The 13,426-nt window shown below is 71.8% G+C and carries 11 protein-coding genes and 1 pseudogene; 4 read left to right on the top strand and 8 right to left on the bottom strand.

Annotated elements, in window-relative coordinates; genetic code table 11:
* Positions 1 to 36: 36 nt before the first annotated feature.
* On the bottom strand, positions 37 to 879 hold the full coding sequence (locus tag ACZ4XX_RS14160) for a DUF6461 domain-containing protein (RefSeq protein WP_468508207.1): 843 nt from the start codon (positions 877 to 879) through the stop codon (positions 37 to 39).
* Positions 880 to 1,145: 266 nt separating this feature from the next.
* Between ACZ4XX_RS14160 and ACZ4XX_RS14155 the strand changes: the two genes are divergently transcribed.
* The 3 genes from ACZ4XX_RS14155 to ACZ4XX_RS14145 all read left to right on the top strand — a co-directional run bounded on the left by ACZ4XX_RS14155 (position 1,146) and on the right by ACZ4XX_RS14145 (position 3,802).
* Positions 1,146 to 2,354: an MFS transporter gene (locus ACZ4XX_RS14155; RefSeq protein WP_468508206.1), complete on the top strand. Its 1,209-nt coding sequence runs from the start codon at positions 1,146 to 1,148 to the stop codon at positions 2,352 to 2,354.
* A gap of 47 nt (positions 2,355 to 2,401) precedes the next feature.
* Positions 2,402 to 2,827: a GlcG/HbpS family heme-binding protein gene (locus ACZ4XX_RS14150; protein WP_468508205.1), complete on the top strand. Its 426-nt coding sequence runs from the start codon at positions 2,402 to 2,404 to the stop codon at positions 2,825 to 2,827.
* A gap of 150 nt (positions 2,828 to 2,977) precedes the next feature.
* On the top strand, positions 2,978 to 3,802 hold the full coding sequence (locus ACZ4XX_RS14145; RefSeq protein ID WP_468508204.1) for an aldo/keto reductase: 825 nt from the start codon (positions 2,978 to 2,980) through the stop codon (positions 3,800 to 3,802).
* A gap of 122 nt (positions 3,803 to 3,924) precedes the next feature.
* On the opposite strand, the gene ACZ4XX_RS14140 is transcribed toward ACZ4XX_RS14145, so the two are convergent.
* The 7 genes from ACZ4XX_RS14140 to ACZ4XX_RS14110 form a co-directional block, all read right to left on the bottom strand.
* Entirely contained in the window at positions 3,925 to 4,269 is a 345-nt protein-coding gene (locus ACZ4XX_RS14140) for a hypothetical protein (RefSeq protein ID WP_468508203.1), read from the bottom strand.
* A gap of 79 nt (positions 4,270 to 4,348) precedes the next feature.
* Complete coding sequence (locus tag ACZ4XX_RS14135; RefSeq protein ID WP_468508202.1) at positions 4,349 to 4,681, bottom strand: hypothetical protein; 333 nt, start codon at positions 4,679 to 4,681, stop codon at positions 4,349 to 4,351.
* Between the two features lie 133 nt (positions 4,682 to 4,814).
* A complete protein-coding gene (locus ACZ4XX_RS14130; protein ID WP_468508201.1) occupies positions 4,815 to 5,987 on the bottom strand; it encodes an alpha-hydroxy-acid oxidizing protein in 1,173 nt (390 codons plus the stop codon).
* 254 nt (positions 5,988 to 6,241) lie between these two features.
* Positions 6,242 to 7,348, bottom strand: a complete 1,107-nt coding sequence (locus ACZ4XX_RS14125; protein WP_468508200.1) for a hypothetical protein — start codon at positions 7,346 to 7,348, stop codon at positions 6,242 to 6,244.
* Between the two features lie 138 nt (positions 7,349 to 7,486).
* Complete coding sequence (locus ACZ4XX_RS14120; protein WP_468508199.1) at positions 7,487 to 9,625, bottom strand: pectinesterase family protein; 2,139 nt, start codon at positions 9,623 to 9,625, stop codon at positions 7,487 to 7,489.
* A 114-nt stretch (positions 9,626 to 9,739) separates the two neighbouring features.
* A complete protein-coding gene (gene fabV / locus ACZ4XX_RS14115; RefSeq protein WP_468508198.1) occupies positions 9,740 to 10,948 on the bottom strand; it encodes an enoyl-[acyl-carrier-protein] reductase FabV in 1,209 nt (402 codons plus the stop codon).
* Positions 10,949 to 11,149: 201 nt separating this feature from the next.
* Positions 11,150 to 11,860: an NPP1 family protein gene (locus tag ACZ4XX_RS14110; RefSeq protein ID WP_468508276.1), complete on the bottom strand. Its 711-nt coding sequence runs from the start codon at positions 11,858 to 11,860 to the stop codon at positions 11,150 to 11,152.
* Between the two features lie 254 nt (positions 11,861 to 12,114).
* Here ACZ4XX_RS14110 and mgt point away from each other — a divergent pair.
* Positions 12,115 to 13,333, top strand: a pseudogene (gene mgt / locus ACZ4XX_RS14105) (macrolide-inactivating glycosyltransferase).
* Positions 13,334 to 13,426: the final 93 nt, after the last annotated feature.

The raw sequence follows: 13,426 nt of genomic DNA, 5'->3' as shown, positions 1-13,426 counted from the left end.
CACACGACACGCCGTCCGACGGGAACGCCCCGTTCGCTACTCACCCGTCTCGCGCTCCGCACGGTCCATGGCCGACGGCTCGTTGCAGGTGATCACGACCGGCGCGTTCGCCTCCGCCCGTGCGCGGTCCGAAGCCGCCGCGATCTCCTCGTAGGTCCACTCCCTGTACAGACGCTCCCCGTGGGCATCGGTGATGTCGATGACCAGGCCGGTCCACTCCTCGGCAGGCCGTTCGGGAACGAGACCCAGTTCGTACATGGCGCCCCGGAGGAGGGATTCGGTGACGCGCACGCCGGTCAGCCTCTCGGCCAGAGCGAGGACCGCCGCCTTCCCGTCGACGTCCGGGGCGTCCTCGTCGTGCTCACCCTCGGGAGTCAGAGGGAAGCCGACTTCCCGGAGCAGGGGAACCAGTTCGTCGGGGCTGTTGCCGTCGCGCGCCGAGGGGCCCTCGAACGTCGTACGGAGTTCACCGTCCTCGAACCAGTGGAAGAGGTGGATGGGCTTGCCGCCGTTGCTCGAGTGCGCCACGACCCGGCCGCCCTTCGACAGCGTCTCCGCGCACCCACCCTCGATCCCCAGGCCACCGTCGAAACCGAGGACGAGGGTCCAGTCGCCGCTCTCGCCCGGGGTGCTGAAGGCGCCGGCGACGTAGGACTCGTCCCAGTAGTCGAAGTCCACCTCGGCGCGGTGGGCGTCGTCCGCCTCGATCAGCCCGGCCGTCCCTTCCCCGGTGCCGCGCGGTTCCGCCCCTATCGCCTGCAACACCTCGTGTGGTGTCAGCCCGCGTATCAGCGTCAGGGTGTATCCACTCTCCATGGCGTGGCGGAAGAGCGGCGAGGTGCGGATCCAGGCGTAGTCGTGCGCGGTCACCGAGTTCATACGGCGCAGTGTGCCCGAGGCCTCCGACAGTGCCCCGTACAGGCCGGTTCCCACAGCGACGAGCACCGAGACGCACGGCGACAGGCCCCTGCAGGGCCTTGACGGCGCCGGTGCGGCGGCGCGTCGACGCACCGGCACGACCCCGGCCCTTGCGATCACCGTCATCCCGAGCGCACCGACTAGCCGCGATTGCACTTATAGCGCGCGTGCAACTATTGTGTGAGCACGTAAAGAGCTTACTCAAGCAATCACGGAAGGGGTGAGCCATGCCGCTCGCACTCCTCGCCCTGGCAGTCGGGGCATTCGGGATCGGCACGACCGAGTTCGTCGTCATGGGGCTGCTGCCCGAGATCGCCGGTGACTACGGCGTCTCCATCCCCACCGCCGGCCTGCTCGTCACCGGCTACGCGCTCGGCGTCGTCGTCGGCGCGCCGCTGCTGACCGTCCTCGGCAACAAGGTGAGCCGTAAGCGCATGCTCATGCTGCTCATGGGACTGTTCGTGGCCGGAAACATACTCTCCGCGATCGCCCCGAGCTTCGGACTGATGGTGACCGGCCGTGTGATCGCCTCACTCGCGCACGGATCGTTCTTCGGCATCGGATCCGTCGTCGCCGCCGACCTCGTCGCCCCGGACAAGAAGGCCGGCGCCATCGCCACCATGTTCACCGGCCTCACCGTGGCCAACATCGTCGGTGTGCCGCTCGGCACCCTCGTCGGGCAGGCCGTCGGCTGGCGGACCACCTTCGCCGTAGTCGCCGCACTCGGCGTGCTCGGCCTGCTCGGCATCGCCAGGCTCGTCCCCGCGATGCCCCGCCCGGAGGGCACCCACCTGCGCCGGGAGCTGAAGGCGTTCCGCAACCCGCAGGTCCTGCTCGCCATGGCGATGACCGTGCTCGGCTTCGGCGGTGTCTTCGCCGCGATCACCTACATCGCGCCGATGATGACCGAGGTCGCCGGCTACTCCGACGGCGCCGTCACCTGGCTCCTCGTCCTCTTCGGCACCGGCATGTTCCTCGGCAACCTGCTCGGCGGCCGGTACGCCGACCGCGCGCTGATGCCCCTGCTGTACACCGCCCTCGGCGGGCTCGCGATCGTCCTCGCCCTCTTCACCGTGGCCGCCCACGACAAGATCCTCGCCGCGATCGCGATCCTCCTCGTCGGGGCGCTCGGCTTCGCCACCGTCCCGCCGCTGCAGAAGCGCGTCCTCGACCAGGCGCACGGCGCACCGACCCTCGCCTCCGCCGTCAACATCGGCGCCTTCAACCTCGGCAACGCGCTCGCCGCCTGGCTCGGCGGCCTCGTCATCGCCGCAGGCCTCGGCTACACCGCCCCGAACTGGGTCGGCGCCGTCCTCGCCGCCGCCGCTCTCGGCCTCGCCCTCTGGTCCGCCGCGCTGGAGCGCCGGGCGCCCGCGACCGTCGGTGCCACGAGCACCGACGCGGACGCCGGCACCCGTATCCCCGTACACCACTGACCTCCCTCCCCCTCCCCCTGCGCAGCACACCACCTCAGGAGAACCCCATGAACGCCACCACCACCGCCGTCGCCCCGCTGAGCACCCAGGACGCCGAGATCCTGCTCACCGCGGCCCGCCGCGCCGCCGAGGCCGCCGGGGTCACCGTCAGCGTCACCGTCCTCGACGCCGGCGGCCACCTCCTCGCCTTCCGCCGCGACGACCGCGCCGTGCTGATCTCCGGCGAGACGAGCACCCGCAAGGCCTACACCGCCCTGCAGCTCGACGCCCCCACCGCCGACCTCGTCGACCTGGTCAAGCCGGACGGCCCCTTCCACTCCCTGACCACGGCCCTGGACCGCCCGCTCCTCTTCATCGCCGGCGGCGTCCCCGTCCACCGCGACGGCACGCTCATCGGCGCCATCGGTGTCGGCGGCGGCGCACCCGCGCAGGACCACTCCTTCGCGGTCGCGGCCACCGGGGCCCTCGCCTGATCCGTACCGGCGAGACACCCGCAGGGACCCCTTCCGCGCCCTCCCTCGCGGCCATCCGTCGGACACGTCCCTCGCGCCATCCCCAGAGAAGCCCAGAGAAACGCCCTCGAAGAAACCCGTGGGCGAACCCGCAGAGAAGGCAGTGCACGCATGTCCCACCTCCCCACCGTCACGCTCAACAACGGCGTGAAGATCCCGCAGCTCGGCTTCGGTGTCTTCCAGGTCCCCGACGACGAGACGACCGCAGCCGTCGGCCACGCCCTCCGGGCCGGATACCGCTCCCTGGACACCGCCGCGATCTACGGCAACGAGGCCGGTGTGGGGCGGGCGCTCGCCGACTCCGACATCGACCGCGGCGAGCTCTTCGTGACCACCAAGCTCTGGAACGCCGACCAGGGGTACGACTCCACCCTGCGGGCCTTCGACGAGAGCCTCGCCAAGCTGGGCCTCGACCATGTGGACCTGTACCTCATCCACTGGCCGACCCCGGCGCGCGACCTGTACGTCGACACCTGGCGCGCGATCGAGAAGCTGGTCGCCGACGGGCGGGTCCGCGCGGCCGGTGTCTCCAACTTCCAGCCCGCGCACCTGAAGCGGCTGCTCGACAGCAGCGACCTCGTGCCCGCCGTCAACCAGATCGAGCTCCACCCGGCGCTCCAGCAGCGGGAGCTCCGCGAGCTGCACGCCGTCCACTCCATCGCCACGGAGGCGTGGAGCCCGCTCGCCCAGGGCGCCGTCCTCGCCGAGCCGTCCCTGGTGGACATCGCCACCCGGCACGGCAGGTCCCCCGCCCAGGTGGTGCTGCGCTGGCACCTCCAGCTCGGGAACGTCGTGATCCCGAAGTCCGTCACCCCCGCTCGTATCCGCGAGAACATCGACGTCTTCGACTTCGCCCTCTCCGACGAGGAGATGAGCGCGCTCGGCGGCCTCGACCGCGGACTGCGCACCGGGCCGGACCCCGACACCCTCAACTGAACCCGTCCCGGGGCCCGGGCCACGGAACTCCGTTTCACCAGCCACGCGCGGGCCGCGATCCGCACCCGCAGCCCGCGCGCGAGCACCCCGCCCTTCCGAAGGAACCAGCCGCGATGTCCGCCTCAGGAGAGGGCGTGGGCGGCCAGTGCCGCCAGGGCGATACCGGCCGCCGCCCCGAGGAGCAGGGCGACGATGCCCGCCGCCCGGCCGACGCCCCGCCCGTACGGGACACTCGGCACGACCTTGTACAGCAGCGGTGCCACGACCAGGGCGAGCCCGAAGCCGACGCCGAGGCGGGCGTACGTCCCGGCCGCGCACGCGGGGGCGAAGCGGCCGCCGCAGCCCCTCGGTTCTGCGGTGAAGCCCGTCACGATGAGGAACAACGCAGCCGCGTAGACCGCTCCGAACAGCAGCGACGCCCCGAGGTCGAGCCGCTGTTCCCTCCCGGACCACACACCGTCGCCCACCACATCGCCTCCCCCGAGAAACGCCGCAACCGGCGAGGTGGAGTGTACGGCGAGGCACCGGACGAGGCCCGGCCGGGCCTCAGGACGCCTCGTGGACCTCCACCCGTGTGCAGGTGACCACCCGCGGCCCGTCGTCCGTGTACTCGGGGAACGTCAGCACCACTTCGTCCTGGCCTCCGCTGATCCTCATCCGCGCATAGCCCGCGTCCTGGCCCTCGATGAGTCCTCCCGACAGGGTGTAGCTGCCGCCGAGCGCCTTCTCCGCCTTCTCGGGAACGTCGTGGACCACGTAGGGTTCGCGCCGGTCGACCGCCAGGGAGAGGCGGCCGCCCTCGAAGGACCAGTCGCCTTCCTCCGCCCACGGATCGTCCGCGCCCCCGCCGGTGATCAGCCAACGCCCCTCTTCGGACACGTCGATCCGGGCCCCCTCCCCGTTCTCGGCCTCGAACTCCCAGCGGCCTTTGAGGAAGGCGCCCAGGGTCTGGGCCTTGACGCTGGTGGAGCCGTTGCCAGAGCAGGCGGCCAGGGCCGTGGGCGGACACCGCCTACGAGCGCACCGTGCGCAGCGCGCCGTCCGTGCGGAGGTCGGCGAGCGTCGGGTAGCCGTCGACGGCCATGATCAGGTCGGCCTCGGCGAGCAGGGCACGGAGGACGTGCACGATGCCGTCGGTGCCGCCGAGGGCGAGTCCGTACGCGTACGGGCGCCCGACCCCCACCGCCGTGGCCCCGAGGGCGAGGGCCTTGACGACGTCCGCGCCGCTGCGGACCCCCGAGTCGAAGAGCACGGGGAGACCGTCTGCGGCGGCGACCACGTCGGGCAGGGCGTCCAGGGCGGGCAGGCCTCCGTTGGCCTGGCGGCCGCCGTGGTTGGAGCAGTAGACGCCGTCCACGCCTCCGTCCCTCGCGCGGCGGACGTCCTCGGGGTGGCAGATGCCCTTGAGGACGATCGGCAGGTCGGTGAGCGAGCGGAGCCAGGCCAGGTCGTCCCAGACGAGCGGCTTGCCGAAGACGCCCACCCACTCCAGGACGGCGGCGCGCGGGTCCTCCTCGGGGCTCTTGGCCAGGCGGGCGCGGAAGACCGGGTCGGAGGTGTAGTTCGCGAGCGCGTGTCCGCGCAGCTGGGGGAAGTTGCCGGTGGCGAGGTCACGGGGCCGCCAGCCGGTGATCCAGGTGTCGAGCGTGACGACGATGCCCTTGAAGCCGGCGGCTTCGGCGCGGCGTACGAGACTCTCCGCGAGGTCGCGGTCGGTGGGCGTGTAGAGCTGGAAGAAGCCCGGTGTGTCGCCGAACTCGGCGGCGACCTCCTCCATCGGGTCGACGGTGAGCGTGGAGGCGATCATCGGCACGCCGGTACGGGCGGCGGCGCGGGCGGTCGCCAGGTCGCCGTGCCCGTCCTGGGCGCAGAGACCGATCACGCCGACCGGCGCCATGAACAGCGGTGACGGCAGCTTCAGCCCGAACAGGTCGACGGACAGGTCGCGCTGGGCCGCGCCGACCATCATGCGCGGCACGAGCCCCCAGGTGCGGAAGGCCGTGGCGTTGGCCTCCTGGGTGGCCTCGTCGCCCGCGCCGCCCGCCACGTACGACCACAGCGAGGGCGGGAGGGCGGCCCGCGCCCGCGACTCCAGTTCGGCGAAGGTCATCGGCTGGGTGGGCAGGACGCCGAAGAGCCCGTCGAAGTAGATCTCGTGCTGGTAGTCGCCGTAGTGCTGGGGCATGGGGTGACGTGTCCCTTCCGGTTCCTGTCGGCGCGCACGGGTCACCCCGCCGCGGTGGCCACCATCGTGCCCGCCCGGTGCGCCCGTGACCATGGAACGGCGGCCGGGAATACCGAGGGCGCGGAGGACGGACACAGGCGGAGGGCACGGAGGGCACGGAGGGCGGGCGCATAGGCGGGCGCGGAGGGCGGACACGCCCGCGGACACGCGAGGGCGGGGCCGCGGGAACGGCAGGAAGCAGGTACGACCGGTGGTCAGGAGCGGGACGCGGTCCTGCAGGTGTCGTCCGGGCTCCCCTGCCCGCCGAACATCGGCGCGTTGCGGTCGTACGGGTCGACGGTCTCGCCGTCGCTCGAACGGCCGTCCGGCTCCCGCGTGCCGAACTCCGGGGTGAAGTAGCCGGTGTGGGTGTCGCAGCCGCCGTTGGTCATGTCGACCTTGTACGAGACGAGGGAGAGGGTGCCCGGCTCGGTGATGATCTTCGAGGGGTCGTCCCAGTTGACCACGACCTCGCGCCGCGCGATCGTGCGGACGACCTCGTCGCTGCCTGCCTCGGCCTGGACGACCGGGTAGACGTAGGTGACGTCGGTGGTCACCTGGAGGGCACCGCGATGGCCCTCCCGGAAGGTCATCCGGCCGCGGGTCTTGACGACGTCGCCGACCAGGCGCGTGTGCGACGGGTCGAACCGGCTGAAGAGCAGCAGCGGGTCGTTCTCCTCCGTCGGTGTGCCGAACGCGGCGGCCAGATAGTCCTTGACGTCCTTCTGGTGCGGGTTGATCAGGGCGATGGCCCTGGTCGGGCGCTCGCCGCGCAGCACCGCCGGGTCCAGGCCGGATCCGGCGAGGAAGTCGCGCGTCTGGCGAAGCGCCTTCTCCACCTGCGTCTTGCTCATCCATCCGGTCGCCCGGGCGTCGGGGACGGCGATCCCGGCCGTGCCGTCCGCCCAGCGCGCGGCGGGCGATCCCCTGAACGGCTCGTCGAGCGTGGGACGTTGTGCCGGCTCCAGGGGCGGCGCGCCCGTCGGGCGCCCCGACTCCTGGGCGAGCGGCGGTCCGGACGCGCCGTCCCCGCCGGACGCGCCGATGATGTCCCACGGGTCGAACGCCACGACCAGCAGCGCCACGGCGGCGGCCAGTCCGGCCAGGTACCAGCCCTTCTTGCGCCGGGCCGGGGCGGCGGGCGTGTACGTCCGCCAACCCTCGTTGCCCGCGGGCTCGTCGCGGAGCCGCTCCGTCACGACCCGGGCCCGCGCGGACGGCTCCTTGGGCGCGTCCGCGACGCCTTCCACGGAATCCCGCAGGAACTGCTCCCACACGTCGTCCGGCACCGACGAATCGTCCCGGTCCCCGCCCGATCTCACACCGCACTCCTCGCGTCGCACACGCCCGACCGGGCGGCCCACCCCCGGGGCAACCGCATGATCGCATGCCGGACTTCGGGGTCTCGCGGCAGGTCAGGCCGCCCACGGAACCCCGCCGGTGCGCACGGCGGGCGGGGCTCAGGACGTCTGTGGCCTCCAGTCGCCCAGCCAGTGGAGCGTGTCCTGGGTGGCTGCCTCCGTGGCGGTCAGGTGCGGGCGGTCGGCGTGGGCCGGGCCCGCGCCCGCGCCCGTGTTGCGGTATTCCGCGAAGCGGTCCGCCTTCCAGGAGAAACCGCTCATGTCCGTCCAGGGGGTCGGCTTCACCGCAGCGCTCAGGACGCTGTCGCGTACCGTCGTCTGGGGCGAGAGCGTCGCGTCTCCGCCCGCGTGCCAGGGGCGCCCGAGGAAGAAGCCGCCCGCGGAGACGTCACCGTTCACCGTGGAGCGGGTGATCAGGAAACCCTTGCGGCCGGCCGGGGTGCTGGGGGCCGTCACGTACCCCGCAGACGTGCCGTCCCAGCGCTTCTTCAGGGTGAGGACCGATCTGTCGATCACCGCCGTGGCCCGCCCGAAGACGAAGTCGACGTTGCCGATCACATACGAGTGGGTGACGTACACCCGGCCGAGCCTGTCCTTCGCCGCGGTGTCGAGCAGGAGGGTGTCCTGGTCGCCGCTGACGATGACGCCGTCGAGGAGGACCCGGTCGGCGGCCGTGCGGAGGGCGACGGCCTGATGGCCGTTCAGGTTGCGGTTCGCGGCCTCGTCGAAGTCGTTCGAGAAGGTGAGGTTCCGTGCCTGGAAGTCGTCGGCCTCGACCGCGACGGTGGCGCTGCCGCCCGTCCCGTACGTCCCCGAGCCGTCCGGTCTGGTCATGCCGGAGGCGTGGCCCTCGACGATGACGGTGTCCTTGCGGCTTCCGCCGGTGCCCTCGATCGTGACCTGCGGCTTGTTCGAGGGGACCTTGACCGTCTCCCGGTAGACGCCGGGCGCCACTCGGATCACGACGCGCGAGCTGTTGCCCGCCGGTACCGCGTCGACGGCCTTCTGCACGCTGGTGAAGCGGCCGCTGCCGTCCTTCGCCACGGTGAGGACGGTCGGCGCCGCGGCCGGAGTCGCGCTCACCGTGCCCGCCGTGCCTCCCGCGGTCGCCGTGCCGATCGTCGTCCGCGGGCCCGCCCCCGACCTGAGCAGCGCCGGCACCGCCGCCGCCGGATCGAGCGTGTACGGGTAGAAGGCCTTCGGGTCGAACCCGGTACCGCCGCTCTCGTTGCGGCCCGTGGTGCCGGAGAAGACGTTTCCGCGCTGCACCAACGCCGCCGTGCCGTCCTTGATGACCGGGTTGTTCACGCCTTGGAAGACGCTGTTCTCGAGGACCATCCGCGTCTTCCCGCGGGCGTAGTTCCCGTACGACGACGTGATGTCGGTGCCGGGGTCGTCCTGGAGGAGGTTGTTGTAGAGGTGCGCGTGGGCGACGTTGTCCGTGGACGGGTTGCGCTGTTCGGTCTCGCGGAACCAGTTGTGGTGGATGGTCAGATCGGCCGTGACGTTGTCTGTCCAGCCGATGCCGAAGGTCTTGTTGTTGGTGCCGAGCCTGTTCCAGGAGACGGTGACGTACGTCGTGTCCTTGCGGCTGTCGATGAGGCCGTCGGCCATGTGCCGCAGGTCGTTGTGGTCGATCCACACGTGGTGCGCGCCGTCCATCTGGACGGCGTCGAAGTCGTGTTCCTTGTCGTTCCAGATGCCCTGGTACGCGTCCCGGATCGTCAGGTTCCGGATGATGACGTTGTGCACGCCCTGCCCGAGGAAGAAGCCTCCTCCGACGATGTGACCGGACGTCCCCGAGCCGACGATGGTCTTGTCGGAGGCGACCTTGATCTCCTTGCCCGTGGGGCTCACCGTGATCGTCCCGGCCACGACGATGACGTACGGCTCCGGGGCGGTGGCGTACTTCTCGAGGTCGGCGAGGGTCCGGACGGTGACCGTCCTGCCGTCCCTCCCGCCGTACGTGCCCTTCTGCCCCCATGCGTCGACCGAAGCGAAACCGTCGGCGACGGCACGGGCCCAGACGGGCGTCTCCGCCGCCGTCGCCGCGGCCCCGGCCTTCGCCTCGACGCCCTTCGCGTCCACGGCCTCCGCCCGGGGCCTCGCGTCCGTGCCGAAGACGCCGAAGGCCGTGCCGTAGGCGAGCACCCCGGCAGCGGTGAGCGCCACCGGGACACCGATCACCAGCGCCCTGCCGCGTCTCCGGTGCCTCGCCCTGCCTCGCACCTCGGTCATGTCGTCCGTCCTTCCGTGTGGGGGCGCCCGCCGGGAAGGGCGGGCGCCCGGTAGTCGCCACAGGAAGAGGAAAGGTTGCCGCCGCTCGCGCGACCGGGGTGCTCGGCGAGCGGTTCACACGGTGGGGGCGGGCCAGGGGACATCGGTCTCGACGGCAGCGGTGTAGTCGATTCCGGGGACGGAGAAGCCGTAGAGGCGGCGGACCTCGTCGCCGAACCAGTCGAGGTCGGCGAGTTCGGCGACGGTGTCACTGGTGGCGCTGCTCCAGCGCTCGGCGACGGCGCTCTGCACGGCGGGGTCGAGTTCCCAGGTGTCGAGGCGGACCCGGTCCTCGTCGTCGACGTCGAAGGGGCGGGCGCCGGTCAGCTGGTCCCACAGCTCCACCAGTTGACCGATCGGGGCCGTCATGGCGTCGCCGAGTACGCCGCGCAGCAGCCCCACGTACAGGGCGATGCCCGGGACGGCGGTGGAGGACTGGGTGACGGCGGCGGCGTTGACCGAGGTGACGGCCCGACCGCCCAGGGTCCTGCCGAGGCGCTCGTCCAGCGTGCGTGCGGTGGCTTCCAGATGCGCCTTCGCGGCACCGATGGTGCCCTGCCGGTAGATCGCCGCGGTGAGCGGCGAGCCGATGTAGGACAGGGCGGCGGTGGCGAAGCCGTCGGCGAGCAGGGACCGGTCGGCCAGGAAGGTGATCCACCGTTCCCAGTCGGTGCCGCCCATCACCGCCACGGTCTGCTCGATGTCGTCGCCCTCGGCCGGCGCCGTGGTGACGTCCTTGACCTCCGGGGCGCCGCGCTCGTCGAAGACGAGGGTCCTGGTGGTGGAGGGCGCGCCGATCGGCTTGAGGACCGAGGCGTGTACGGCGCCGGTGTCCGGGTCGGTGCGGCGAGGTGCGGCCACCGAGTAGACCAGGTAGTCGAGTCGTCCCCCGAACCGTTCGGTCAGGAGGTCGGCGACCTGCTCCTTCATCGTGTCGCTGAACGCGTCGCCGTTGAGGAAGACCATGTCCCGCCCGTGCTGCCGGGCGAGCCGCGCGGTGGCGGCGGTGCGGTACCAGCCGGCCGTGCCGGTGCGGCGCGCGGGCGCCTTCTCGAAGCACACGCCGATCCCGCGGATGCCGACACGGGCCAGGCCCGCGATCGTTGCGGCCAGGCCGTACCCGGCGGACGAGCCGATGACCAGAGCCACCGGTCCTTCTCCCCCGGCGGCGGCCGGGTCGGGGACGGCCCGCCACATCGCGTCCACCAGCTGTCGGCAGCCGCCGGGGTGGGAGTCGAGGAAGAGGAAGCCCCGGCTCTTGGGCTGGATGACGCGTTCGCTCACGTGTGGTGTCCCAGGTGTCGATACGGACAGGGCCGCGGCAGCCGCCGCGTCCTGCAAGTCTGCGGCCGTGCGGATGAGCGTGGTGATCTTGACCTGGTACAACGTTGCCCGGCCCGGCTTGGAGGGTTTCGACTGGCTCCGGCGGGCCGGCAGACGTGGGCCTGTCTGCCGGCCGGCCGGGGCGCCGGAGCCCCTGCGAGGTCAGGCGTACGGGTCGAAGGGGATCCCGGCCGGCTTGGCCTTGGCCAGGTGGGGGGCGAAGTTGCCGTCCTTCAGGCCGAACACCGCGCTCCCGAAGTCGGCCTGGCTGAGCTTGTCGCGCAGACCGGCCGGGTAGCCGTTCCAGCCGACCAGGCTGGGGAACTGCCAGCTGTGCTGGTGGTTCTCCGGCGGCTCGTCGTTGGCGTTGGCGGGGCGGAAGCAGTGCGTGCCGATGCCGTCCTTGTGGTAGACGACCTTCGGGTGGGTGCCGTCCCAGCGGATCGCGTCCCGGCCGTAGGTGTTGAAGTTGCCGTGGGCGGACGTGGAGACGTACTGCGCCTGGTTGTTCTGCACCCAGACGACGACGTGTTCCCAGTCGTGGCGGTGTCCCCCGAGGCCGCTGCCGATGACGGCCTGGTCCTTCTCGAAGTAGAGGCCGTAGAGGATCGCGCACCAGCCGTTGTTGCACTTCGCGCGGGAGTAGCCGTTGGTCTGGGTGAGGTCCCAGGAGTCCCGGCACTGGCCGTTGAGGGCGCCGGACGGCTTGAGCCCGCCGTTGACGGTGCCGTCGGGTCCGATCGCGGCGGTGGAGTAGCACCCGTCCGTGTCGTAGTCGTAGGCCGGCTGGAAGGTCTGTTCCAGGCCGTCGGCGTTGGCCGGGAGCGCGGGGGGCGGTGCGGCGAACGCACTCCCGGGCAGCGCGATGATCATCGTGAGGGCGGCGGCGAGGGCGAGTGCGCCCCTGGTGGCGTACACCTGTGTCTTCACTGTGTCCCCTGGGTCGGGCGGCATGACGCGACAGGCGACATCTTGGCATGAACAGCTCATCAACTGCGGGGTCCGCTCGTGAACTCCCCACATCGCGACCGCGACCGCGACCTGCCGCCCCAACCGCCACAGCCGCCGCAGTCGCCGCAGCCGCCGCCGAGCAAACGAGTAGACGAGTAGACGAGACGTCTCGTCTCATCTATGGTGACCGTCATGACCACCACCGCGTCTCCCGCACACATCGCCATGTTCTCCATCGCCGCGCACGGCCACGTGAACCCGAGCCTGGAGGTGATCCGCGAGCTCGTCGCGCGTGGGCACCGCGTCAGCTACGCCGTCCCCGCGTCCTTCGCCGAGAAGGTCGCGGAGACGGGGGCCACGCCCGTCGTCTACACCTCGACCCTGCCGACCGACGACGACCCGGACGCCTGGGGGACCGAACTGATCGACAACCTCGAACCCTTCCTGAGCGATGCCGTGCAGGCGCTGCCGCAGCTCGCCGAGGCCTTCGACGGGGACCGGCCCGACCTCGTCCTCCACGACATCACCTCCTACCCGGCCCGCGTCCTCGCCCACGGCTGGGGCGTGCCCGCGGTCTCGCTGTGGCCGAACCTCGTGCCGTGGGAGGGGTACGAGGAGGAGGTCGCCGAGCCGATGTTCGCCGAGCTCAAGGCCTCGCCGCGCGGCAAGGCGTACTACGCGCGGTTCGAGGCCTGGCTCGCCGAGCACGGGCTCGACACCGACCCGGACCGGTTCGTCGCCCGCCCGCGCCGTGCGCTCGTCCTCATTCCGAAGGCGCTGCAGCCGCAGGCCGACCGGGTCGACGAGTCCGTCTACACCTTCGTCGGCGCCTGCCAGGGCGAGCGTGCCGAGCAGGGCGGCTGGCAGCGGCCGGCGGACGCGGAGAAGGTGGTCCTGGTCTCCCTCGGCTCCGCGTTCACCAAGCTGCCCGGCTTCTACCGCGACTGCGTGGCGGCGTTCGCCGGGCTTCCCGGCTGGCATGTCGTCCTCCAGATCGGGAAGTTCGTGGACGCGGCCGAGCTCGGCGATGTGCCGGCCAACGTCGAAGTGCACTCCTGGGTACCCCAGTTGGCGATCCTCCGGCAGGCCGACGCGTTCGTGACCCACGCGGGCGCGGGAGGCAGCCAGGAGGGCCTGGCCACGGCAACGCCCATGGTGGCCGTTCCGCAGGCCGTCGACCAGTTCGGGAACGCCGACATGCTCCAGGCGCTGGGCGTGGCACGGCACCTGCCGATGGACGAGGTCACCCCGGAGCGGCTGCGGAAGGACATGCTCGCGCTCCTCGACGATCCCGACGTGGCCCGCCGTGCCCGGGAGATCCAGGAGTCGATGGCCCGCGAGGGAGGCACGCGCCGGGCCGCCGACCTGATCGAGGCCGAACTCGCGGGGGCGTGACCCGAGAGGGCGACCCGCCGGCCCTCGTACGGAGAGACCGTACGAGGGCTCCGTCCTGCCCGGACCGGACGAGGGCTCCGTACGGAGAGACCG

The organism is Streptomyces sp. NPDC029956, from assembly GCF_055574655.1.
The sequence above is the reverse complement of the archived record's forward strand: the minus strand, read 5'-3'. Positions and strand labels throughout refer to the sequence as shown.

What these genes read in the sequence shown, in the direction of transcription:
- ACZ4XX_RS14155 (WP_468508206.1), top strand. Translation starts at nt 1,146, where the DNA reads ATGCCGCTCGCACTCCTCGCCCTGGCAGTCGGGGCATTCGGGATCGGC.
- ACZ4XX_RS14145 (WP_468508204.1), top strand. Translation starts at nt 2,978, where the DNA reads ATGTCCCACCTCCCCACCGTCACGCTCAACAACGGCGTGAAGATCCCG.
- ACZ4XX_RS14150 (WP_468508205.1), top strand. Translation starts at nt 2,402, where the DNA reads ATGAACGCCACCACCACCGCCGTCGCCCCGCTGAGCACCCAGGACGCC.
- ACZ4XX_RS14160 (WP_468508207.1), bottom strand. Translation starts at nt 879, where the DNA reads ATGAACTCGGTGACCGCGCACGACTACGCCTGGATCCGCACCTCGCCG.
- ACZ4XX_RS14130 (WP_468508201.1), bottom strand. Translation starts at nt 5,987, where the DNA reads ATGCCCCAGCACTACGGCGACTACCAGCACGAGATCTACTTCGACGGG.
- ACZ4XX_RS14120 (WP_468508199.1), bottom strand. Translation starts at nt 9,625, where the DNA reads ATGACCGAGGTGCGAGGCAGGGCGAGGCACCGGAGACGCGGCAGGGCG.
- ACZ4XX_RS14110 (WP_468508276.1), bottom strand. Translation starts at nt 11,860, where the DNA reads ATGATCATCGCGCTGCCCGGGAGTGCGTTCGCCGCACCGCCCCCCGCG.